Consider the following 21,347-nt stretch of genomic DNA (forward strand, 5'->3'; position numbering starts at 1 on the left):
GGAGGAGAGGTCAGTCGGTGCGCACGACGTTGAGCACGATGACGGTGACGTTGTCGCGTCCGCCGTTCTCCAGCGCCGCATCCATCATCGCGTCGGCCGCCTCGGCGGGATCAGCGTGCTGGCGCAGGAAGTGCTGGATGCCGTAATCGGTGAGCTCCTTCGTCAGCCCGTCCGAGCAGATGACGAATCGGTCGCCGTCGACGACGTCGAGCCGCACGTAATCGGGACGGACGCTGTCGCTGGGTCCGACCGCACGCGTGATCACGTTGCCGTAGGGGTGGTGTTCGGCCTCTTCGGGACTCAGCCGGCCGGCCGCGATGAGCTCCTGCACGACGGAGTGGTCCGTGGTGATCTGCACGAGGGTGTCGTCGCGCAGGAGGTACACGCGGGAATCACCGATGTTCAGGCTGACCCAATGCGGCTCGGTGCCGCTGGTGTCGAGGTAGACCCCGGTGACGGTGGTGCCGGTGCCGTCGTCGGTCGCCTCGGGATGGGAGGCGATGTCCTTGACGGCGCGGGCGAGCGCCTTCTCGATCGTCTTCGGCGAGACCGTACCCGCGTCGACCACGCCGCTCAGGCGCGCGACGGTGTTGGAGCTCGCGATCTCGCCCCCGATGTGCCCGCCCATCCCGTCGGCCACGACGAACAGCGGGTAATCGGCGAAGAGCGCGTCCTGGTTCACCTCGCGGCGTCTGCCCACGTCGGTGATCGCTGCCCACGACAGTTCAAGGGAGCCCGTTGCCAGCGGAACGCTGTACACCCGGGTCGCTGCGTGGGGCACGCGGTGTCCTTCCGGTTACCAGCGGGGGGATACCGGGGCTTCGGGGGCTCCGGCGTCCTCACATCCTAATGGGATAGCCCCGCCGCGCGGCGCGCCTGGCCGCAATACGCGCAGAACGGAAGAACCCCCTCGGATGAGGGGGTTCTTCTCGGATCACACGCGCGGGGCGTTCGGGTCCTCCGGCACGGGCGGGGCCGGCGGCACATCGGAGGCCGGAGGGGCGGTGTACCCGGCGGGCGGCGGGTAGGCACCGGGGGCCGGCGGCGGGTAAGCACCGGCTGCCGGCGGCGGGTAGGCACCGGGGGCCGGAGCGGCGTAGCCCGCCGGCGGGTAGGCGCCGCCCTGCTGAGCCGGCACGCCCTCCCAGACCGTCTTGTCCGCCAGGAAGGAGTTCGCCCAGGGAGCGGGCGGGATGTTGGTGTTCCACCTGTCCTTCGAGAAGGCCAGGACGCCCAGCCAGATGTAGTAGCCGATGCCGATCAGCCAGAGCAGCATCCAGTACCACTCCTTGTTCAGCTTGGTGCCCACGCGCAGGCCCACCATCACCGAGGCGGCGAGCGGGAGCAGCGCGAACACGAAGCCGAGCACGGGGATCTGAGCGAGGATGCCGGAGGCGAGGATCACACCCAGCATGACCCAGGGCGAGAAGTCGCCGAGCTTGGCGAACACGAGGGTGTTGTACACGGGAACCCAGGCACGCCAGCGGCCCTGCACCCCGGCCTTGTCGAAGATCTTCATCAGGAAGTACGAGCTCAGCACGTAGCCGAGCGCAGCGAAGATCAGGATGATCGGAAGGAAGAGCAGGAAGAAGAGCGCCAGGCCGAAGGCGCCGCTCGAATCGTCGTACATCACGGGTCCCCTCATCGTGGCCGGTAGGACGGCCGCACACACGGGCACTGTGCCCGCAGCCTCATGCTAGCGACTCGGCGGGCCGGTTCTCAGCAATCGTTCAGGTGTGGCGCGGCGCGGCGAACAGTCGCCACTCGCCCGCCACCTCCTCGACCCGGTGTCCGCGCTCGCGCAGCCACCCCGCGAGTCCGGCGAGCGTGCGCACTCCGGGTCTGCCCTCGGCGAGTTCCCGGACGAGAGCGCCCTTGGCGTGCTTGTTGAAGTGGTTCAGCGCCCGGACCACGCCGTCCGTCCCATCTGTGACGACCCGGACGTACGCCGATGGGACGGAGCCCGGAACCGGGCCGAGCCCGACATAGGCCTCCGAGCGGAGATCCAGCACGAACGGCGGCTCCGTCCCGGCCAGGGCTGTCGTCACCGACTGCGCCCAGAGCGCCCGCAACGAGGGCAGCCCAGGAAGGGATGCCGCAGCCCCCAGCCGGTAGGCCGGGATCGGATCGAGCGCCCCCACCGGACCGAACGGAGCAGAGTGGATCATGACGTGCGCTCCGAGCCATCGCCGCGCCGCCGGGTCCAGGGTGGCCGCGTCCAGCGCGTCGAACAGGACGCCGGTGTAGCGGTCCACGGCCGGCAGGGTGGGCGCCTGCGGCAGACCGGCGTTCACCTCGACCTCGCCCCGCTGCTTCGGACCCAGCTTGAGCACGCGGGCCGCCGCATCCGGATCGGCGGACAGCGCCACGAGCGCGTCCCGGACCCGGATGCGGATGCCGTCGAGCTCGGGCAGCGCGAGGGTGCCGGGGGCGAGCGGACCGCCCACTCCCCCGGGGCGCTTGGTCTCCGAGGGCGGAAGCAGGACGAGCATGCGGTGACTCCTCGACGGGCGACAGGAAAAGGCGCGCGCCGCCCGTCGAAACGGACGGCGCGCGCCGGAGGGTGTGGATCAGGAGACGAGCGACGCGTTCCCCGCGACGATCGTGACCTCATCGTGCTCGACGGAGAGGAATCCGTCCTGAGCATTCGCGATGACCTTGTTGCCGGAGCTCTCCGTGATGCGCACCTGACCCTCGGCGAGGATCGCGAGCACCGGCTCGTGCCCGGTCATGAAGCCGATCTCGCCCTCGACGGTCTTCGCGACCACGAGCGAGGCTTCACCCGACCAGACCTCCGCATCCGCGGAGACGAGGCTGACCTTGAGCGGCATGATCAGCCGTTCTCCTTCTGGATCTGAGCCCACTTGGCCTCAACGTCGGCGATGCCGCCGACGTTGAAGAACGCCTGCTCGGCGACGTGGTCGAACTCACCCTTGACGATCGCGTCGAACGACTCGATCGTCTCCTTGATCGGGACCGTGGAGCCCTCGACGCCGGTGAACTTCTTCGCCATGTAGGTGTTCTGCGAGAGGAACTGCTGGATGCGACGTGCACGCGACACGACGATCTTGTCCTCTTCGGAGAGCTCGTCGACACCGAGGATGGCGATGATCTCCTGCAGTTCCTTGTTCTTCTGGAGGATCTGCTTCACGGCGGTGGCCACGCGGTAGTGGTCCTCACCGATGTAGCGCGGGTCCAGGATCCGGCTGGTGGAGGTCAGCGGGTCGATGGCCGGGTAGAGACCCTTCGACGCGATCTCACGGGAGAGCTCGGTCGTCGCGTCGAGGTGCGCGAAGGTCGTCGCCGGGGCCGGGTCGGTGTAGTCGTCGGCGGGGACGTAGATCGCCTGCAGCGAGGTGATCGAGTGACCGCGCGTCGAGGTGATGCGCTCCTGGAGCACACCCATCTCGTCGGCGAGGTTCGGCTGGTAACCCACCGCGGAGGGCATGCGGCCGAGGAGCGTCGAGACCTCGGAGCCTGCCTGCGTGAAGCGGAAGATGTTGTCGATGAACAACAGCACGTCCTGCTTCTGCACGTCGCGGAAGTACTCGGCCATGGTCAGCGCCGAGAGGGCCACGCGAAGACGCGTCCCCGGCGGCTCGTCCATCTGGCCGAACACGAGGGCGGTCTTGTCGAAGACGCCCGCCTCCTCCATCTCGTGGATGAGGTCGTTGCCCTCACGGGTGCGCTCACCGACACCGGCGAACACCGACACACCACCGTGGTCCTGCGCGACGCGCTGGATCATCTCCTGGATGAGGACGGTCTTGCCGACACCGGCTCCACCGAACAGACCGATCTTCCCACCCTGCACGTAGGGGGTCAGCAGGTCGATCGACTTGATGCCGGTCTCGAACATCTGGGTCTTCGACTCGAGCTGGTCGAAGTTCGGCGCCTTGCGGTGGATACCCCACCGCTCGGTGATCTCGACCTGCTCGCCGGGGGCGGCGTTCAGGACCTCACCGAGGACGTTGAACACCTTGCCCTTGGTGACGTCGCCGACCGGGACCGAGATGGGACCGCCGGTGTTGCGGACCTCCTGGCCGCGGACGAGGCCGTCCGTGGGCTTCAGGGCGATCGCGCGCACCAGGTCGTCACCGAGGTGCTGTGCGACCTCGAGGGTGAGCTCGGTGCTCGTGTCGCCGATGACGATCGTCGTCTTCAGCGCGTTGTAGATGTCGGGGATGGCATCGTGCGGGAACTCGATGTCGACGACGGGGCCGGTCACGCGCGCGATGCGCCCGACGACGGCGGTCTCCGCCTTCTCGGCCGTTGCGGTGGTGGTCATTGTCTCTTCCTCGTTTTCTACTTGCCGGACGCGAGCGCGTCGGCACCGCCGACGATCTCGGCGATCTGCTGCGTGATCTCGGCCTGGCGCGCATTGTTGCGCAGGCGGGTGTAGTCGGTGATGAGCTTGTCGGCGTTGTCGCTGGCCGACTTCATCGCCTTCTGCGTGGCGGCGTGCTTCGCGGCCGACGACTGCAGGAGGGCGTTGAAGACGCGGCTCTGGATGTAGACCGGCAGAAGCGCATCGAGCACAGTCTCGGGGTCCGGCTCGAACTCGTACAACGGGTAGACCGGGGTCTCCGCGGACGTCGCCTCGCCGGCGTCGACGACCTCGAGCGGCAGGAGACGCACGGTCTCCGGCGTCTGGGTCATCATGCTGACGAAGCGGTTGTAGACGAGGTGGATCTCGTCGACCCCGCCGTCCAGGCCGCCCCGGTTGAAGGCCTCGAGGAGCGTGTCCGCGATGCCCTCCGCCGTGGAGAAGTGCGGCGTGTCGGTGTCACCGATCCACTCGGCCGCGGTGGCGACCCGGCGGAACTGGAAGTACCCGACGGCCTTGCGGCCGACGACGTAGAACACCGGCTCGCGGCCCTCGCGGCGCAACAGCTCCGCCTGCTCGAGACCCGCTCGCAGCACCTGCGAGTTGAACGCACCCGCGAGACCGCGGTCCGACGAGAAGATGACGACCGCGGAACGGCGCACCACCTCGGGCTCGCGCGTCAGCGGGTGGTCGACGTTCGAGTAGGTCGCGACGGCCGAGACGGCACGCGTCACGGCACGCGCGAAGGGAGAGGACGCGCGCACGCGCGCCATCGCCTTCTGGATGCGCGAAGCCGCGATGAGTTCCATCGCCTTCGTGATCTTCTTTGTGGTCTGAGCAGAAGAGATCTTCTGCTTGTAGACCCTGAGTTGAGCGCCCATGATGTCGTGTTCTCAGGCTCAGCCGCGACGGCCCTTGACGATCTTCTCCTGGTTGACGTCTTCGGCATCCGCGGCGGCGAACTGCTCGCTGCCGGGAGCATCGATGGCCACGCCATCGCCCGAACGGAATTCCAGGATGAAGGCGTCGGTGGCCTTCTCGAGCTCGGCGACGGTGTCGTCGTCCAGCACGTTGGTCGCGCGCAGCGTGTCGAGGACCTGCGTGTTACGACGCAGGTGGTCGAGCAGCTCGCGCTCGAAGCGCAGCACGTCCTCGACGGCGATCGAGTCCAGCTTGCCGTTGGTGCCGGCCCAGATCGAGACGACCTGCTCCTCCACCGGGTACGGCGAGTACTGGGGCTGCTTGAGCAGCTCGGTCAGGCGCGCGCCGCGGTCCAGCTGACGGCGGGACGCCGCGTCGAGGTCGGACGCGAACATCGCGAAGGCCTCGAGCGAGCGGTACTGCGCGAGCTCGAGCTTGAGCGTTCCGGAGACCTTCTTGATCGACTTGACCTGAGCGTCACCACCGACTCGCGAGACCGAGATACCCACGTCGACCGCCGGACGCTGGTTGGCGTTGAACAGGTCGGACTGCAGGAAGATCTGGCCGTCGGTGATCGAGATCACGTTGGTCGGGATGTACGCCGAGACGTCGTTCGCCTTGGTCTCGATGATCGGGAGGCCCGTCATCGATCCTGCGCCGAGTTCGTCGGACAGCTTCGCGCAACGCTCCAGCAGACGGGAGTGCAGGTAGAAGACGTCACCCGGGTACGCCTCACGCCCCGGCGGACGACGCAGCAGCAGCGACACGGCGCGGTAGGCCTCGGCCTGCTTGGACAGGTCGTCGAAGATGATCAGGACGTGCTTGCCGCCGTACATCCAGTGCTGACCGATCGCGGAACCCGTGTAGGGCGCGAGGTACTTGAAGCCGGCGGGGTCGGACGCGGGGGCCGCGACGATCGTCGTGTACTCCATGGCACCGGCCTCTTCGAGCGCACCCTTGACGGAGGCGATCGTCGAGCCCTTCTGGCCGATGGCGACGTAGATGCAGCGGACCTGCTTGTTGACGTCGCCGGACTCCCAGTTCGCCCGCTGGTTGATGATCGTATCGATCGCGATCGCGGTCTTACCGGTCTGACGGTCGCCGATGATCAGCTGACGCTGACCGCGGCCGACGGGGATCATGGCGTCGATGGCCTTGATCCCGGTCTGCAGGGGCTCGTGCACGCTCTTGCGCTGCATGACGCCGGGCGCCTGCAGCTCGAGGGCACGACGACCCTCCGACTCGACCGGTCCGAGACCGTCGATCGGGTTGCCGAGCGGGTCGACCACACGGCCGAGGAATCCGTCGCCGACCGGGGAGGAGAGGACCTCGCCGGTGCGGGTGACCGACTGACCGGCCTCGACTCCGGCGAAGTCGCCGAGCACGACGACACCGATCGCGTTCTCGTCGAGGTTCTGCGCGAGACCCTGGGTCCCGTCCGCGAACACCACGATCTCGTTCGCCATCACGCCGGGCAGTCCCTCGACGTGAGCGATGCCGTCCGCGGCGTCGATGACGGTGCCGACCTCGGCAGCCACGGCGCCGGTGGGCTCGTATGCCGCGACGAAGTCCTTCAGGGCGTCACGGATGACGTCGGGGCTGATGGAGATGTCTGCCATTGTCTTCCTTCGGTTCATGGGGCCTCGGCCCCGAAGTCTCCGCCCGGAGGCGGGAAATCTGTGCTCAGCCTGCGAGTCGCTGGCGGAGGTCGGCGAGCCTCGCGGAGACGCTCGCGTCGATGACGTCGTCGGCGACCTGCACGCGCAGCCCGCCCACGATCGACGGGTCGATGACGGTGTTCAGGGAGATCTCCGTACCGTACCGCTGCGACAGGCTCGACATCAGTCGTTCCCGCTGCGCCGGCGTGAGCTCGGAGGCGGTGACCACCGTCGCGATGACCCGCGAGCGCTGGTCGGCGACGATCGCCATCGCCCGGGTGAGCAGCTGACGCACCCGGCGCCCGCGCGTCTGACGCACGAGCGAGGAGATCACGAGCACCGTGGCGGCGCTCTCGCGTCCCTCGATGAGCTTCGTGACGAGCTCGCTCTTGGCGACCGAGTCGCCGACGCGGCTGCCGAGGGCGAGTTCGAGTTCGGGGTTCTCGGTGACCGTCCGGGAGAAGCGGAACAGCTCCCCCTCCAGGTCGACATCGGAAGCCGCGACCGACGCAGCCCGCACGGCGAGCTCCTCGATGCCGTCCACGAGGTCGGCAGCCGACGACCAGCGCTGCTGCGTGACCGTGGTCAGCAGAGCGATGGTCACCGGTGCGAAGACCGGGCCGAAGACGTCCGCGACGACCTTGGCCCGCGCCTCGGCCGGGGCCGGGAAGTCGGCCAGCGCCGCCGAGAGGTGCGAGGAGGCGCCGACCGCGCGAGCGGCTTGGAAAAGCTCGCTCGCGACGGTCAGGTCGATGCCGCTCGCCGCAGCCAGTGCGGCGTTCGTCACGGAGAGGGCCTGCGTGGTCGCGCTTCCCATTACTTCGTCGCCTTCTCGGATGCCTCGAGCTCGGCCAGGAACCGGTCGACGACGCCCTGAGCGGTCGCATCGTCGTTCAGCTTCTCGCCGATCACACCGCCGGCGAGGTCGAGGGCGAGAGCGCCCACCTCACCGCGGAGGGACACGAGCGCCGCCTGACGCTCGGCTTCGATCTGTGCGTGGGCCTGCGCGGTGACGCGAGCGGCTTCGGCAGAAGCCGACTCCTTCGCCTCGGCGACGATCTTCTTGCCGTCCTCGCGGGCGGCCTCACGGATCTCACCGGCCTCCTTGCGGGCCTCGGCCAGCTGAGCGGTGTACTGCTCGAGGGCGGATTCCGCCTGTCGCTGGGCCTCGTCGGCCTTCGCGATGTTCCCCTCGATGGCGGCCGCGCGCTCGTCCAGCAGCTTCTGCATCTTCGGCAGCACCACGCGCCAGAAGACGACGAGGATGATGACGAAGCAGACCGCCGACCACACGATGTCGTACATCGCCGGCAGGAGCGGATTCTGCGCCGCCTCGTGGCCCTCTTCGGCCGCGTGGGTGACAAGAGCGTTCAGCATCCTGTCTCCTTACTTGGATAGGTCGAGATCAGAAACCGAAGATGAAGCCGGTGGCGATACCGATGAAGGCGAGCGCCTCGGTGAAGGCGATACCGATGAACATGAGCACCTGCAGGCGGCCGGCGAGCTCGGGCTGACGTGCCACGCCCTCGATGGTCTTGCCGACGACGATGCCCACGCCGATGGCGGGGCCGATGGCGGCGAGGCCGTAGCCGACGGTCGCGATCGAACCGGACACCTGGGCGAGAACCGTAGTTGCGTCCACGGGGTTTTCCTTTCGTTGTGGGCGGCGTGAGCCGACCGGATCAGTGCTCTTCCGCCACCGCGAGCTGGATGTAGACCGCGGTGAGGATGGCGAATACGTACGCCTGCAGGAAGGCGACGAAGAGTTCGAACAGGGTGAAGACGAAGCCGAACGCGAGCGTTCCGGCTCCCAGCGCCGTCCAGAGCCCACCCAGACTGAAGATGAAGAACTGGGTGGCGGCGAAGAACAGCACGAGCATGAGGTGCCCGACCATCATGTTCATCAGCAGACGCAGCGTGAGCGTGATCGGCCGGATGATGAAGGTCGAGAGGAACTCGAGCGGGATGATGATGATGTACAGCGGCCACGGCACACCGGACGGCATCAGCGAGTTCTTGAAGAACGCGCCGGGGTTCTTCTTGATGCCCGCGTAGATGAACGTGACGTAGGCGACCAGGGCCAGCAGCAGCGGAACCGCGATGACGCTCGTTCCGGCGATGTTCAGGCCCGGGATCACACCGGTCATGTTCATGAACAGGATCATGAAGAAGAGGGTGGTGAGGATCGGCAGGAAGCGGTTGCCGTCCTTGCGCCCCAGCAGGTCGTGCGCGATGTTGACCCGGACGAAGTCGAGGCCCATCTCGATGACGCTCTGGAAGCGGGTCGGGATGAGGCGCATGCGCCGCGTGCCGATCACGAAGAGCAGGATGAGCACGACGGTCGCGAGCATCTGGACGAGGTTGATTCGCGTGATGGCGAACCAGGTGCCCTCGAAGAGCAGCGCGTCGGGGAAGAACTCCCCGATCGTCGGAGCGTGGAATTCGTCTGAGGACTCGGCGGTGGCGATCAGTGTCGCAGCTTGACTAAACAGCACAGGCTCCAGCTTCGGGGCATCGGTTGAAACCGTTGCGACGATGGTCGGTGTACACCGCGTTCTGGCACTCTGGCGCTCGCGGACGGGTGCGGTTAAACACTATCAAACTCCTGGAGTCCCATCGTTCGTTTCCGCCCCACGGGAGCGCCGATCGCCCTCTTCCGGATCGGTGGGAAGCCGCGTGTCGCTGACGTTGGGCAGGCGCATCCGCATCATCACGACGACGTCCACGACCAGGGAGGCCATCACGCTCACCACGAGCGCGACGAAGAAGACCCCGGGCTCGACCCAGTCCTGACCGCGCAGGATGAACAGCGCGACGATGAAGAGCACCAGCTTCAGGATCCATCCGCCCAGCACGATCCCGAAGAAGATCGGCACATAGAGCGGATCACCGAACCAGCGGTTCGCGATGAGGATGCTGGCGGCGGTGATGCCGAGGAAGATCGCGGCGACGAGGACCCCGGAGAGGGCGCTGCCGACACCGGGGGCGCCGGCGACGAGGAAGCCGACCACGGCGCCGACGACCAGGAGGACCGCCGTCACGATCCCGGAGAACACGAGAGCGGTGCGAAGGATCGGTGTACTGGACACGGTGGGTGGGGTCATGGGGTCTCCTCGGCGGGAAGCCGGTCGTCGGGCGTGGATTCGGGGATGGGCCGTCGCGTGGGCATCACGGTCACCACGAGGCAGGCGGCGATGCCCACGACCCCGAAGGCGACGCCGATCCAGTACTGGCCGAACCAGTCCTCGCGCGTGGCGATGTACATGAGCAGGACGGCGATGCCGATGACCGCTGTCCAGGAGTAGAAGATGAGCACGGCCGCACGGTCCGAGTGGCCCATGTCCAGCATCCGATGGTGCAGGTGCTTGCGGTCCGGGGAGAACGGCGACTTGCCGGCACGCATGCGCCGCAGGACCGCGGACCCGAAGTCCAGCAGCGGGAGGAGGACCACGGCGACCGGCAGCAGGATCGGGATGAACGCACCCAGCAGCTGCGAGCGGCCCAGGGTGTCCGGATCGAGGACGGCCGGATCCAGCTGTCCCGTGATCGCGACGGCCGACGTCGCCATCAGCAGCCCCAGCATGAGCGCGCCCGAGTCCCCCATGAACATCTTCGCGCGATGCCAGTTGAGCGGCAGGAACCCGGCGCACACCCCGATCAGCACCACCGCGATGAACGAGGCCAGGTTGAAGTAGGTGCTCGCCCCGGTGTCACGGGCGAGGAGGTAGGAGTAGGCGAAGAAGATCGTGTTGGCGATCAGGCACACCCCGGCGACGAGCCCGTCCAGTCCGTCGATGAAGTTCACCGCGTTCATGACGATGACGATGGACAGGACGGTGAGCAGGAAGCTCACCCAGCTGGATCCGACCGTGAGACCGCCGATCGGCAGCGCATAGATCTGGATCTGGCCGAACCAGGCGATGATCCCCGCGGCGAGGAACTGCGCCGCCAGCTTGATCATCCAGTCCAGGTCCCACAGATCGTCCGCGATCCCGACCATCACGATGAGGAGGGTGGCACCGAGGATGGAGAGCACGGGCCAGGGATCTGCCCAGAAGATGCTGAAGAACGAGATCTGGGACGAGATCGCGAACGCCGCCAGCACGCCGAGGAACATCGCGATCCCGCCGAGCCGGGGCGTCGGCCGGGTGTGGACGTCGCGCTCACGGATCGGCGGGTGCAGCTTGTACCGGATCGCGATCTTCCAGACGGCCCAGGACAGCGCGAAGGTGATGACCGCCGTGACGACCGCGATGAGGAGGTACTGCTTCACGCGGGACCGTCCGCGCCCTCTGCCGGCTCGGGTTCCGGTTCGAGCGCGTCGCCGAGGACCGCGGCCAGCTCGGCGAAGGACACCGCGCCGTGACGGAGGACCCGGGCGCGGCCTCCTCCCCCGTGCGCGAGGGCGGTCGCGTCGACGATCGTGGAGGGGACACCGGTGATGCTCGCTCCGTCGTCGAGGTACACGGCCACGCTGTCACCCAGCATGTCCCGGGCGGAGAACGCGTCGACGGCGGCGGGACGGCCGGTCAGATTGGCGCTCGAGACGGCGAGGGGCCCGGTCTCCTCCAGCAGCTCGAGGGCGAGACGATGGGCCGGCATCCGCACGGCGACCGTTCCGCGGGTCTCCCCCAGATCCCAGGAGAGCGAGGGCTGCGCGGGCAGCACGATCGTGAGCCCGCCCGGCCAGTGCGTCTCGACGAGGCGTTCCACCGGCTCCGGCAGGTCGCTCACCAGGGCGCGGACCGTGTTCAGTCCCGCGACGAGCACGGGCGGCGGCTGCTGTCGACCCCGGCCCTTCGCCGCCAGCAGCGCGGCCACCGCGGCGGGGCTGAAGGCGTCGGCGGCGATCCCGTAGACGGTGTCGGTCGGCATGACGACGAGCTCGCCGCGGGCGATCGCCTGGCGCGCCTGACGCATGCCGGCGAGCAGCTGCGACTCGTCTCGGCAGTCGAAGAAAGAGGACATGACGACACCAGTCTACGTGCCGCGCCCCGTCGCCTCAGGGGCGGACGGCCGTCGTCACCCGGTCGCGCAGGGTCAGGTCGCGGTGCGTGGCGGTCGCGAGCCACCCCGCCGAGGCGAGGACGTCGCGTACGCCCTCCCCCTGCAGCTCGCCGTGCTCGATCACGATCAGCCCGCCCGGGTGCACGAGCCGGAGACCCACCTCAGCCAGTACCCGGACGACGTCCAGGCCGTCCGCGCCCCCGTAGAGGGCCTGCGGCGGGTCGTACAGGCGCACCTCGGGATCCCGCGGGATGGCGGCATCCGGGACGTACGGGGGGTTCGAGACCAGGACGGTGACGGTGCCGTCGAGCTCGGGGAACGCGGATGCGAGATCCGTGAATGCGAGGTGCGCGTTGGCGGCGCCCACCCCCTCGAAGTTGCGGGCGGTCCACGCGTACGCGTCCGCGGAGTTCTCGGCAGCGTGCACGCGCGCGTGCGGCACCTCCGTGGCGAGGGCGAGCGCGATCGCGCCGGAACCGGTGCCGAGATCGACCGCCACGGGGGCCGGTGACGCGGCCGCACGGAGTGCGTCGATCGCGATCTGCGCCACCATCTCGGTCTCCGGACGCGGCACGAACACCCCGGGACCGACCGCCAGTTCGAGGTGCCGGAAATGCGCGACCCCGGTCAGGTGCTGCAGCGGCTCGCGGGCGGCGCGACGGGCGGCCAGTTCACCGAGCCGTGCGGCGTCGGCGGCGGAGACCTCGTCGCCCCGGAAGGCGGCGGCCTGCACCCCTCCCCGCCGCAGGTCCAGCACATGGCCGGCGAGCAGCTCCGCGTCGACGCGGGGATCGAGGATGCCCGCGTCCGTGAACAGCGCGGCCATCTCGTCGAGGACGAGCCCGAGCGGGCGGGATGCGGGCGTGGACGCGGGGGGCTGATCGACGGAGGTCATGGCTGCATCCACCCTATCCGGCCGTCATATTCGGGTCCGTCCCGGCGGCGCTCGCCTAGGCTGGTCGGGCGACCTCCGTCTCCCGAAAGGCCACCGCCATGCCCGGAATCCACTCCGACATCACAACCGCCTTCGGCGGCACACCGCTCGTGCGGCTGAACCATGTGACCGAAGGTCTCGACGCCGAGGTCCTCGTCAAGCTCGAGTACTACAACCCCGCGTCCAGCGTGAAGGATCGCCTGGGCATCGCCCTCGTCGACGCCGCAGAGGCCTCCGGCGAGCTGAAGCCGGGCGGCACGATCGTCGAGTCGACGAGCGGCAACACCGGCATCGCACTGGCGATGGTCGGCGCCGCCCGCGGCTACCGGGTCATCCTCACGATGCCCGCTTCCATGTCGAAGGAGCGCCGCATCCTGCTCAAGGCCTTCGGCGCCGAACTCGTCCTCACCGACCCCACGAAGGGCATGGCCCTCGCGGTCGACGAGGCCCAGCGCATCGTCGCCGAGACCCCGGGCGCGGTGTGGGCCCGTCAGTTCGAGAACGAGGCGAACCCCGCGATCCACCGCAAGACCACCGCGGAGGAGATCCTGCGCGACACCGACGGACGGCTGGACCTCTTCGTCGCCGGCATCGGTACCGGGGGCACGATCACCGGCGTCGGCCAGGTGCTGAAGGAGAAGGTGCCGGGCGTGCGCATCGTCGCCGTCGAGCCGAAGGACTCCCCCATCCTCACCGAGGGACACCCCGGGCCGCACAAGATCCAGGGCATCGGCCCGAACTTCGTTCCCGCGATCCTCGACCGCGAGGTGATCGACGAGGTCGTCGACGTGGGCTTCGAGGACTCCCTGCGCGTGGCGCGCGAGCTCGCCGCGCGCGAGGGCCTGCTCGTGGGCATGTCCAGCGGCGCCGCGGTCTGGGCCGCGCTGGAGCTGGCCAAGCGCCAGGAGAACGCCGGCAAGCGGATCGTCGTCATCGTCCCGGACACCGGTGAGCGCTACCTGACCACCGCCCTGTTCGAAGACCTCCGCGAGGACTGATGGGTCTCGCCTCGGTCGGGTCCCGTATGCGCGAGGACATCGCGTCCGCGCGCCTGCGGGATCCGGCCGCCCGCAGCAGCCTCGAGATCGCGGTGCTGTACCCGGGGCTGCACGCCATCTGGGCGCACCGGGTCTGGCATGCACTGTGGGTGCGGGGTCTGCGCTTCCCCGCCCGGGCGGGGTCGCAGCTGACCCGCTGGCTCACCGGCATCGAGATCCACCCCGGCGCCCGCATCGGCCGGCGCTTCTTCATCGATCACGGCATGGGCGTGGTCGTGGGCGAGACGGCCGAGGTGGGCGACGACGTCATGCTGTACCACGGTGTCACCCTCGGCGGACGTCAGCGCGAGGGCGGCAAACGCCATCCCACCCTCGGCGACGGCGTCGCGGTGGGTGCGGGGGCCAAGATCCTCGGCCCGATCACGATCGGCGCGGGCTGCGTCGTGGGCGCCAACGCCGTGGTCACCAAGGACGCCCCGCCGGACAGCGTCCTCGTGGGCGTCCCGGCCAAGGCGCGCGTGCGCCGTGCCGGAGAGGACACCCGCGCCCTCCTCACCGCACCCGAGTACTCGATCTGACCCGCTCCGGCGCTCGGCGCCGGCGGGAATGCGGGCGCGAGGCCGAGGGGGCTCGGCGGGCGCGGCGGAAGGAGGGCGGACGGCCGGCGCAGCGGCCTAGGCTCGGAGGATGACCGCCCTGCACGATCTCGACGCCCGCACGCAGGCGGCCTCACTCCGCTCGGGAGAACTGCTCCCCCATGAGCTCGCCGCGCACTACCTGGAGCGCATCGCGCGCATCGGTCCCGCGATCGGCGCCTTCGTCGAGGTGACCCGGGATGCGGCACTGGCCCGCGCCCGCGGACTCACGCGCCCGGCAACCGGCCCACTGTGGGGGCTCCCGCTCGCGGACAAGGACCTCGTCGCGCGCGCCGGGGTGCCGACCCGATACGGCTCGCGGGCCTTCCGCGACCACGTTCCGCTGCGCTCCGACGAACTCGCCGCCGCACTGGACGAGGCCGGCGCGGTGAGTCTCGGCAAGACCGCGACGCCAGAGTTCGGCCTCACCGGGTACACCGAGACGGCCTTCACTCCCCCGACCCGCGATCCCTGGGACCTCGGCCACGGCGCCGGCGGATCCAGCGGCGGTGCGGCGGCGGCCGTCGCGGCCGGCCTCCTCCCGGTCGCGCCCGGATCCGATGGCGGGGGCTCGATCCGCATCCCCGCCGCCACGGTCGGCATCGTGGGCCTGAAACCTGCCCGCGGACGGATGCCGATCGGCTCCGGCGTCGACTCGTTCGCCGGACTCGCCGTGTCCGGCCCCCTCGCCCGCACGGTCGCCGACGCAGCCTTCCTCGCGGACGCCATGCGGCAGCTGCGCCCCTACCCCCACGCGTTGACCGCGCCGCACGCCCGTGAACTCCTGCCCGCCGCGCTCGACCCCGCGCCGGCCCTCCGCGTCGGGGTCACCACGGTCTCGCCCTGGGACGACGCGGAAGACATCGTCCTCGACCCCACCGCACGCGCCGCGGTGGACCTCGCCGCCGGCATGCTCGACCGCTCGGGGCACGCGGTGGACGCCCTCGACTGGCGACCGCACGGGTACGCCGCGATGTTCCACGTCGTGTGGCGGGCGAGCGCCGCGCGGCTGCCACTCACCGAGGAGCAGCTGGGACTCGTCGAACCCGTCACGGCCTGGCTCGTCCGCGAGGGCAGAGCCCTCTCCGCCACGCGGGTCCTCGATGCGCTGGCCGCCGCGAACGCTTTCGAGCGCGAGACGATCGCGGCGTTCGGCGGCTCCGACGCCGTGCTCACGCCCGCTCTGGCGCAGACCCCCCGGCCGGTGGGCTGGTTCGATGCCGAGGATGCGGAGCGGAACTTCGCGCAACAGGTGCGGTATGCGCCGTACAGCAGTTTCGTGAACGTCGCGGGGCTCCCCGCCATCACCGTCCCGGTCACGACCGACGCCGGCGGGCATCCGGTATCCGTCCAGCTCGTCGGCCGCCCCGGCGGGGAGGCGGCGATCGTCTCCCTCGCCGCCCAGCTCGAGTCGGCACGCGGTCCCCTGCCGCACCCTCCCCTCTGGTGACACGTCGCGTCCGCTCGCGGGACGGACGGAGTGGGTGTCAGTCGCCGGCGAGGGCGGCCAGCTGGGCCTCTTCGTCCGCGTGGATCGCGGACTCGATCAACGGGTCCAGCGCCCCGTCCATCACCTGGTCCAGGTTGTAGGCCTTATAGCCGGTGCGGTGATCCGCGATGCGGTTCTCCGGGAAGTTGTAGGTGCGGATCCGCTCGGAGCGGTCCATCCCGCGGATCTGGGACTTGCGCGCGTCGGAGGCCACCGCATCCCGCTCCTCCTGCTGCTTCGCCAGCAGTCGGGCGCGCAGCACGCGCATGCCCGCCTCGCGGTTCTGGAGCTGCGACTTCTCGTTCTGCATCGACACGACGATCCCCGTCGGCACGTGCGTGATGCGGACGGCGGAGTCGGTCGTGTTCACCGACTGGCCACCCGGGCCGGACGAACGGAACACGTCGATCTTCAGATCGTTCGGGTTGATCTCGACCTCGTCCGGCTCGTCCACCTCGGGGAAGACGAGCACGCCGGTCGTGGACGTGTGGATGCGGCCCTGCGACTCGGTCGCGGGGACGCGCTGCACGCGGTGCACGCCGCCTTCGTACTTCAGGTGAGCCCAGACGCCCTGCGCGGGATCCGAACTCGACCCCTTGATCGCGACCTGGACGTCCTTGTACCCGCCGAGGTCGGACTCGGTCCGTTCCAGCAGTTCCGTCTTCCATCCCTTGGAGGCCGCGTACTGCAGGTACATGCGCAGCAGGTCCGCGGCGAACAGGGCACTCTCCGCGCCGCCTTCGCCGCCCTTGATCTCCATGATGACGTCACGGGCGTCGTCGGGGTCGCGCGGGATGAGCAGGCGCCGGAGCTTCTCCTGCGTGCTCTCGACGAGCGCTTCGAGCCCGGGGACCTCATCCGCGAAAGCGGCGTCCTCCTTGGCGAGCTCGCGCGCCGCCTCGAGATCCTCGATGGCCGCCGTCCACGCCTCGTAGGCGTGCACGATGCGGGACAGCTCGGCGTACCGCCGGTTGACCCGCTTGGCCCGACCCGCGTCCGCGTGCACCGCGGGGTCGGAGAGCTCCTCCTGGACGGCTTTGTGCTCGTCCAGGAGGGCCTTCACGGATTCGAACATCCCGCTCTCGGACACCGCGGCGCCGATCAGCGGATGTTGTTCTCGTGCCCGTGCGAGTGACCGCCCGCGGTCGGCGCGGGCATCGACTTCTGCATCTGCACGAGGAACTCGACGTTCGAGTGCGTCTCCTTGAGCTTGCCCAGCACGACCTCGAGGGCCTGCTGCGGGTCGAGACCCGCGAGCGCACGACGGAGCTTCCAGGTGATCTTCACCTCGTCCGGCGAGAGCAGCATCTCTTCGCGGCGGGTGCTCGACGCGTTCACGTCGACGGCCGGGAAGATCCGCTTGTCGGCCAGCTGGCGCGACAGGCGCAGTTCGCTGTTGCCCGTGCCCTTGAACTCCTCGAAGATCACGTCGTCCATCTTCGAGCCGGTCTCCACGAGCGCGGTGGCGAGGATGGTGAGCGATCCGCCGTTCTCGATGTTGCGTGCCGCACCGAAGAAGCGCTTGGGCGGGTAGAGCGCCGAGGCGTCGACACCGCCGGAGAGCACCCGGCCGCTCGTCGGTGCCGAGACGTTGTACGCGCGGCCCAGACGGGTGATCGAATCGAGCAGCACGACCACGTCGCGACCGAGCTCCACCAGACGCTTCGCCCGCTCGATGGCGAGCTCGGCGACCGTGGTGTGGTCCTCGGCGGGACGGTCGAAGGTCGAGGCGATGACCTCGCCCTTCACCGTGCGCTGCATGTCGGTGACCTCTTCGGGGCGCTCGTCGACGAGCACGACCATGAGGTGGACCTCGGGGTTGTTCAGCGCGATCGCGTTGGCGATCTGCTGCAGCACGATGGTCTTGCCGGCCTTCGGGGGCGCGACGATGAGGCCGCGCTGACCCTTGCCGATGGGGGCCACCAGGTCGATGATCCGCTGGGTCAGCTTCTCCGGGGCCGTCTCCAGACGGAGCCGCTCCTGCGGGTACAGCGGAGTCAGCTTCCCGAACTCCACACGATCGGCGGCGTCCTCCACGGACAGACCGTTGATCGAGTCGACCTTCACGAGCGCGTTGTACTTCTGCCGGCCGGACTGCTCACCCTCGCGCGGCTGCTTGATGGCACCGACGACGGCGTCGCCCTTGCGCAGGTTGTACTTCTTCACCTGACCGAGCGAGACGTAGACATCGCTCGTGCCGGGGAGGTAACCCGTGGTGCGCACGAAGGCGTAGTTGTCGAGCACGTCGAGCACACCCGCGATCGGGATGAGGACGTCGTCCTCGCCGATCTCCGTGTCGAACTCGTCGTTCTGCGGCTGTCCGCGGCGCTTGTTGCGCTGGCGTCCACGACCGCTGCCCTGTCCGTTGTCGTCGTCCTCGGTCGCGGGCTGCGCGGGGGCGCTCTGCGCGGGGGCGCTCTGCGCGGCGGGGGCGGCGTTCTGACGGGACTCGCCGCGCTGCTCGCCGCTCTCGCGGCGGTTGCGGCTGCGGCTGCGGCTGCGGCCACGGCCGCGGCTGGGCTGGTCGCCGTCCTCGGCGTTCTCCGCGGCGGACTGGTCAGCGGACTGCTCCGCAGGAGCGTCGTCGGCGGAGGTCTCGGCGGTGACGGGCGCGGCGTCGGCGCGGGCCTCGGCCGGCGCGGGCGTCTCGACGGCGGGCGCCGCGTCGGCGGCGGGCGCCGCATCCGCGGGTGCCTGCTCCGCCTCGGCCGGGGCTGCCGCCTCGGCCTTGGGCTTGCGGGTCCGCCGCGGCGCCTTGCGGGCGACGGGCGCTTCCGCTTCGGCCGGAGCGGCCTCGGCGGGCGCGGTCTCCGCGACAGGTGCCTCAGTGGGCGCTGCCTCGGCGACAGGTGCCTCAGCGGGCGGGGTCTCCGCGGCAGGCGCTTCAGCGGGCGCTGCCTCGGCGACAGGCGCTTCAGCGGATGCTGCCTCGGCGGCAGCCGCCTCCGCGGCGGCCTTCTCGGCGACGTCCGCACTCTTGGCGCGACGCGGTGCGCGCTTGCGCGGCGCCTTCGCCGGAGCGGCTTCGGCCGGAGCGGCGCTCTGCGCCTCGGCCGCGGCGACGAGGTCGCCGGGCTGCTCGGCCACGGGCGCGTCCGCCTGGGTCTGGGCGACGGACTGCGAGGCAGCGTCGTCGGCGTTCGGATCGGTGGTCTGGATCTCGGAGACGGACTCCACGAGTTCTCCCTTGTGACGAGTCGATGCGCGTGATCTCATCGGGCATCCGACAGAAGAGGCCCTCTCGCGCCCACGCTCAGGTGAAACGGTCCGCAACGAAAGTCACGGGGACTCGTCACGAGACGGGTGCAAGGGATCACGCGGTGGTTCGCAGATTGCGACGGAGGCCAGATACACGCTGGTTACGTGGCACCCTCCGCGTTGTCCCTCACTGTACCACCCTTGAAGTCGACGGCGAGCATGAGCGCCTCCCACGGAGTGTCCGCGTTCGTCGCCGCGACCTGGGCGGCTTCGAGACGACGTCCCGGGCCGTCGGCGAGCACGAGCACGCTCGGTCCCGCCCCCGACACGACGGCGGCGAAGCCCTCCCGACGCAGCGCCTGGACGAGCTTGTCGGTCTCCGGCATCGCCGCGGCGCGGTAACTCTGGTGGAGCTTGTCCTCGGTGGCGGCCATCAGCAGTTCCGGGCTCTGGGTGAGCGCGGCGATCAGCAGGGCGGACCGCGAGACGTTGAACACGGCGTCCTCGCGGGAGAACTGGTCCGGCTGGAGTCCGCGGGCCACCGAGGTGGACATCGTGAACTCCGGGACGAACACGATCGGGGACACCCCGCGGTGCACCAGCAGCTTCTTGTGCTGCGGTCCGTTCTCGTCCATCCACGCGATCGTGAGGCCGCCGAACAGGGCGGGCGCGACGTTGTCCGGGTGGCCCTCTAGTTCGGTCGCCAGACGCAGGAGGGTGTCCGCGCCCAGCTCCACGTCGCCCTCGAGCAGTCCCTTCGCCGCGAGCAGTCCGGAGACCACCGCCGCGCCCGACGACCCCATCCCCCGTCCATGCGGGATGACGTTGCGCGCACGCAGGGCGAGCCCCGGAAGCGGTCGGTCCACGGCCGCGTAGGCGTACGCGATCGCCTGTACCACGAGGTGCGACGCGTCGCGCGGCACCTGAGCGGCGCCCGCACCGTCCACTTCGATCTCGAGGCGGCCGGGCTCCAGCGCGGTGACCTCGAGCTCGTCGTACAGGCTCAGCGCCAGTCCGAGCGTGTCGAAGCCGGGCCCCAGGTTCGCGCTCGTCGCGGGGACCCGCACCGAGACGCTGCGGCCCAGGGGTGTGGTCACGCGCCGGCCTCGGGGGCGAGGTCGAGCACCGAGGCGACCTCGGAGACCTCGGCGTCCACGACGGTCGGGGCGACCTCCGTGCCGTCCGCGTTGCGCAGGGCCCACTGCGGGTCCTTCAGGCCGTGCCCGGTGACCGTCAGCACGACGCGCGCACCGGCGGTGACGACACCCGCCTCGGCCCGGTCGAGCAGACCGGCGACGGAGATGGCAGAGGCCGGTTCGACGAAGATGCCGACCTGTTCCGACAGCAGCTTCTGGGCGGCGAGGATGCGGTCGTCGTCGATGGCGCCGAACCATCCGTCCGTGGCGTCGCGCGCCTCGAGGGCGAGCTGCCAGGACGCCGGGTTCCCGATGCGGATGGCGCTGGCCACCGTCTCCGGGTTCTTCACGACCTCGCCGCGCACCAGCGGCGCGGAACCGGCCGCCTGGAACCCGAACATCCGCGGCACCCGGGTGGAGACGCCGCGTTCGGCCTCCTCGCGGTAGCCGCGCGTGTAGGCGGTGTAGTTGCCGGCGTTGCCGACCGGGATGAAGTGGAAATCGGGTGCGTCGCCGAGCTGCTCGACGACCTCGTACGCCGCGGTCTTCTGCCCGTCGATGCGGTCGGGGTTCACCGAGTTCACGAGGTGCACCGGGTAGTGGTCGGCGAGCTCGCGCGCGATCTCGAGGCAGTCGTCGAAGTTGCCGCGCACCTGGATGAGCCTGCCGCCGTGCGCCACCGCCTGGCTGAGCTTGCCCATGGCGATCTTGCCCTCGGGAACGAGCACGGCCGCGGTGATGCCGGCGTGGGCCGCGTAGGCGGCTGCGGATGCCGACGTGTTGCCGGTCGAGGCGCAGATCACGGCCTTCGCGCCGTGCTCGACGGCGCGGGAGAGCGCGACCGTCATCCCGCGGTCCTTGAAGGATCCGGTCGGGTTCATCCCCTCGAACTTCACCCAGACGTCGGCGCCCGTGATGCGGGACAGCGCGGGGGCGGGAAGCAGCGGCGTACCGCCCTCACCCAGGGTCACGACCGTCGAGTTCTCGGTCACGCCGAGTCGGTCGGCGTATTCGCGGAGGACTCCGCGCCAGACGTGTGCCATG

General features: G+C 69.7%; 22 protein-coding genes. 3 read left to right on the forward strand and 19 right to left on the reverse strand.

Annotated elements, in window-relative coordinates:
- Positions 1-10: 10 nt before the first annotated feature.
- The 15 genes from F6J84_RS10625 to prmC all read right to left on the reverse strand — a co-directional run bounded on the left by F6J84_RS10625 (position 11) and on the right by prmC (position 12,808).
- Positions 11-781: a PP2C family protein-serine/threonine phosphatase gene (locus tag F6J84_RS10625; RefSeq protein WP_150895518.1), complete on the reverse strand. Its 771-nt coding sequence runs from the start codon at positions 779-781 to the stop codon at positions 11-13.
- A gap of 153 nt (positions 782-934) precedes the next feature.
- Positions 935-1,630 (reverse strand): large exoprotein, encoded by a 696-nt coding sequence (locus F6J84_RS10630; protein WP_150973608.1) that lies wholly within the window; start codon positions 1,628-1,630, stop codon positions 935-937.
- 100 nt (positions 1,631-1,730) lie between these two features.
- Positions 1,731-2,492 (reverse strand): YaaA family protein, encoded by a 762-nt coding sequence (locus F6J84_RS10635; RefSeq protein ID WP_150973610.1) that lies wholly within the window; start codon positions 2,490-2,492, stop codon positions 1,731-1,733.
- A 78-nt stretch (positions 2,493-2,570) separates the two neighbouring features.
- Positions 2,571-2,831: a F0F1 ATP synthase subunit epsilon gene (locus F6J84_RS10640; RefSeq protein WP_150895521.1), complete on the reverse strand. Its 261-nt coding sequence runs from the start codon at positions 2,829-2,831 to the stop codon at positions 2,571-2,573.
- A 2-nt stretch (positions 2,832-2,833) separates the two neighbouring features.
- On the reverse strand, positions 2,834-4,288 hold the full coding sequence (atpD, locus tag F6J84_RS10645; RefSeq protein WP_150973612.1) for a F0F1 ATP synthase subunit beta: 1,455 nt from the start codon (positions 4,286-4,288) through the stop codon (positions 2,834-2,836).
- Positions 4,289-4,305: 17 nt separating this feature from the next.
- Complete coding sequence (locus F6J84_RS10650; protein ID WP_150973613.1) at positions 4,306-5,208, reverse strand: F0F1 ATP synthase subunit gamma; 903 nt, start codon at positions 5,206-5,208, stop codon at positions 4,306-4,308.
- An 18-nt stretch (positions 5,209-5,226) separates the two neighbouring features.
- Positions 5,227-6,867, reverse strand: coding sequence for a F0F1 ATP synthase subunit alpha (atpA, locus tag F6J84_RS10655; protein ID WP_150973615.1), 1,641 nt, complete (start codon positions 6,865-6,867; stop codon positions 5,227-5,229).
- 64 nt (positions 6,868-6,931) lie between these two features.
- Complete coding sequence (locus tag F6J84_RS10660; RefSeq protein WP_150973617.1) at positions 6,932-7,723, reverse strand: F0F1 ATP synthase subunit delta; 792 nt, start codon at positions 7,721-7,723, stop codon at positions 6,932-6,934.
- Positions 7,723-8,283 (reverse strand): F0F1 ATP synthase subunit B, encoded by a 561-nt coding sequence (locus tag F6J84_RS10665; protein WP_150973619.1) that lies wholly within the window; start codon positions 8,281-8,283, stop codon positions 7,723-7,725. Before F6J84_RS10665 ends, F6J84_RS10660 begins: the two co-directional genes overlap by 1 nt.
- Before the next feature lie 28 nt (positions 8,284-8,311).
- Positions 8,312-8,548 (reverse strand): F0F1 ATP synthase subunit C, encoded by a 237-nt coding sequence (gene atpE / locus F6J84_RS10670; RefSeq protein ID WP_047542583.1) that lies wholly within the window; start codon positions 8,546-8,548, stop codon positions 8,312-8,314.
- Positions 8,549-8,588: 40 nt separating this feature from the next.
- Positions 8,589-9,401: a F0F1 ATP synthase subunit A gene (atpB, locus tag F6J84_RS10675; RefSeq protein ID WP_238702463.1), complete on the reverse strand. Its 813-nt coding sequence runs from the start codon at positions 9,399-9,401 to the stop codon at positions 8,589-8,591.
- A gap of 102 nt (positions 9,402-9,503) precedes the next feature.
- Positions 9,504-10,010, reverse strand: coding sequence for a Cg1360 family ATP-synthase-associated protein (locus F6J84_RS10680; protein WP_150973622.1), 507 nt, complete (start codon positions 10,008-10,010; stop codon positions 9,504-9,506).
- A complete protein-coding gene (locus F6J84_RS10685; RefSeq protein ID WP_150895536.1) occupies positions 10,007-11,179 on the reverse strand; it encodes an MraY family glycosyltransferase in 1,173 nt (390 codons plus the stop codon). The genes F6J84_RS10680 and F6J84_RS10685 overlap by 4 nt, the downstream gene beginning before the upstream one ends.
- Entirely contained in the window at positions 11,176-11,874 is a 699-nt protein-coding gene (locus tag F6J84_RS10690) for an L-threonylcarbamoyladenylate synthase (protein WP_150973624.1), read from the reverse strand. The genes F6J84_RS10685 and F6J84_RS10690 overlap by 4 nt, the downstream gene beginning before the upstream one ends.
- A gap of 34 nt (positions 11,875-11,908) precedes the next feature.
- Complete coding sequence (gene prmC / locus F6J84_RS10695) at positions 11,909-12,808, reverse strand: peptide chain release factor N(5)-glutamine methyltransferase (RefSeq protein WP_191905644.1); 900 nt, start codon at positions 12,806-12,808, stop codon at positions 11,909-11,911.
- Between the two features lie 98 nt (positions 12,809-12,906).
- Here prmC and cysK point away from each other — a divergent pair, with 98 nt between their 5' ends.
- From cysK to F6J84_RS10710, 3 genes are all read left to right on the forward strand, one after another.
- On the forward strand, positions 12,907-13,845 hold the full coding sequence (gene cysK, locus F6J84_RS10700) for a cysteine synthase A (protein ID WP_150973626.1): 939 nt from the start codon (positions 12,907-12,909) through the stop codon (positions 13,843-13,845).
- A complete protein-coding gene (gene epsC / locus F6J84_RS10705) occupies positions 13,845-14,423 on the forward strand; it encodes a serine O-acetyltransferase EpsC (protein ID WP_150973628.1) in 579 nt (192 codons plus the stop codon). Before cysK ends, epsC begins: the two co-directional genes overlap by 1 nt.
- 109 nt (positions 14,424-14,532) lie before the next feature.
- Entirely contained in the window at positions 14,533-15,930 is a 1,398-nt protein-coding gene (locus F6J84_RS10710) for an amidase (RefSeq protein WP_150973630.1), read from the forward strand.
- Positions 15,931-15,967: 37 nt separating this feature from the next.
- Here the strand turns inward: F6J84_RS10710 and prfA are convergent, their stop codons facing one another.
- The 4 genes from prfA to thrC form a co-directional block, all read right to left on the reverse strand.
- Positions 15,968-17,044, reverse strand: coding sequence for a peptide chain release factor 1 (gene prfA / locus F6J84_RS10715; RefSeq protein WP_150895543.1), 1,077 nt, complete (start codon positions 17,042-17,044; stop codon positions 15,968-15,970).
- A 26-nt stretch (positions 17,045-17,070) separates the two neighbouring features.
- Entirely contained in the window at positions 17,071-19,146 is a 2,076-nt protein-coding gene (rho, locus tag F6J84_RS10720; RefSeq protein WP_238702465.1) for a transcription termination factor Rho, read from the reverse strand.
- A gap of 182 nt (positions 19,147-19,328) precedes the next feature.
- Entirely contained in the window at positions 19,329-20,264 is a 936-nt protein-coding gene (thrB, locus tag F6J84_RS10725; protein ID WP_150895546.1) for a homoserine kinase, read from the reverse strand.
- Positions 20,261-21,346 carry a threonine synthase gene (gene thrC / locus F6J84_RS10730; RefSeq protein ID WP_150973634.1) on the reverse strand — a complete coding sequence of 362 codons (1,086 nt, stop codon included), beginning with the start codon at positions 21,344-21,346 and terminating at the stop codon, positions 20,261-20,263. Before thrC ends, thrB begins: the two co-directional genes overlap by 4 nt.
- Between the last annotated feature and the right edge of the window lies 1 nt (position 21,347).

The sequence above is a fragment of the Microbacterium caowuchunii genome, from assembly GCF_008727755.1.
Taxonomy (GTDB): domain Bacteria; phylum Actinomycetota; class Actinomycetes; order Actinomycetales; family Microbacteriaceae; genus Microbacterium; species Microbacterium caowuchunii.

What these genes read in the sequence shown, in the direction of transcription:
- F6J84_RS10630 (WP_150973608.1), bottom strand. Translation starts at nt 1,630, where the DNA reads ATGTACGACGATTCGAGCGGCGCCTTCGGCCTGGCGCTCTTCTTCCTG.
- F6J84_RS10635 (WP_150973610.1), bottom strand. Translation starts at nt 2,492, where the DNA reads ATGCTCGTCCTGCTTCCGCCCTCGGAGACCAAGCGCCCCGGGGGAGTG.
- F6J84_RS10640 (WP_150895521.1), bottom strand. Translation starts at nt 2,831, where the DNA reads ATGCCGCTCAAGGTCAGCCTCGTCTCCGCGGATGCGGAGGTCTGGTCG.
- atpD (WP_150973612.1), bottom strand. Translation starts at nt 4,288, where the DNA reads ATGACCACCACCGCAACGGCCGAGAAGGCGGAGACCGCCGTCGTCGGG.
- F6J84_RS10650 (WP_150973613.1), bottom strand. Translation starts at nt 5,208, where the DNA reads ATGGGCGCTCAACTCAGGGTCTACAAGCAGAAGATCTCTTCTGCTCAG.
- atpA (WP_150973615.1), bottom strand. Translation starts at nt 6,867, where the DNA reads ATGGCAGACATCTCCATCAGCCCCGACGTCATCCGTGACGCCCTGAAG.
- F6J84_RS10660 (WP_150973617.1), bottom strand. Translation starts at nt 7,723, where the DNA reads ATGGGAAGCGCGACCACGCAGGCCCTCTCCGTGACGAACGCCGCACTG.
- F6J84_RS10665 (WP_150973619.1), bottom strand. Translation starts at nt 8,283, where the DNA reads ATGCTGAACGCTCTTGTCACCCACGCGGCCGAAGAGGGCCACGAGGCG.
- F6J84_RS10680 (WP_150973622.1), bottom strand. Translation starts at nt 10,010, where the DNA reads ATGACCCCACCCACCGTGTCCAGTACACCGATCCTTCGCACCGCTCTC.
- F6J84_RS10690 (WP_150973624.1), bottom strand. Translation starts at nt 11,874, where the DNA reads ATGTCCTCTTTCTTCGACTGCCGAGACGAGTCGCAGCTGCTCGCCGGC.
- prmC (WP_191905644.1), bottom strand. Translation starts at nt 12,808, where the DNA reads ATGACCTCCGTCGATCAGCCCCCCGCGTCCACGCCCGCATCCCGCCCG.
- cysK (WP_150973626.1), top strand. Translation starts at nt 12,907, where the DNA reads ATGCCCGGAATCCACTCCGACATCACAACCGCCTTCGGCGGCACACCG.
- epsC (WP_150973628.1), top strand. Translation starts at nt 13,845, where the DNA reads ATGGGTCTCGCCTCGGTCGGGTCCCGTATGCGCGAGGACATCGCGTCC.
- F6J84_RS10710 (WP_150973630.1), top strand. Translation starts at nt 14,533, where the DNA reads ATGACCGCCCTGCACGATCTCGACGCCCGCACGCAGGCGGCCTCACTC.
- prfA (WP_150895543.1), bottom strand. Translation starts at nt 17,044, where the DNA reads ATGTTCGAATCCGTGAAGGCCCTCCTGGACGAGCACAAAGCCGTCCAG.
- thrC (WP_150973634.1), bottom strand. Translation starts at nt 21,346, where the DNA reads ATGGCACACGTCTGGCGCGGAGTCCTCCGCGAATACGCCGACCGACTC.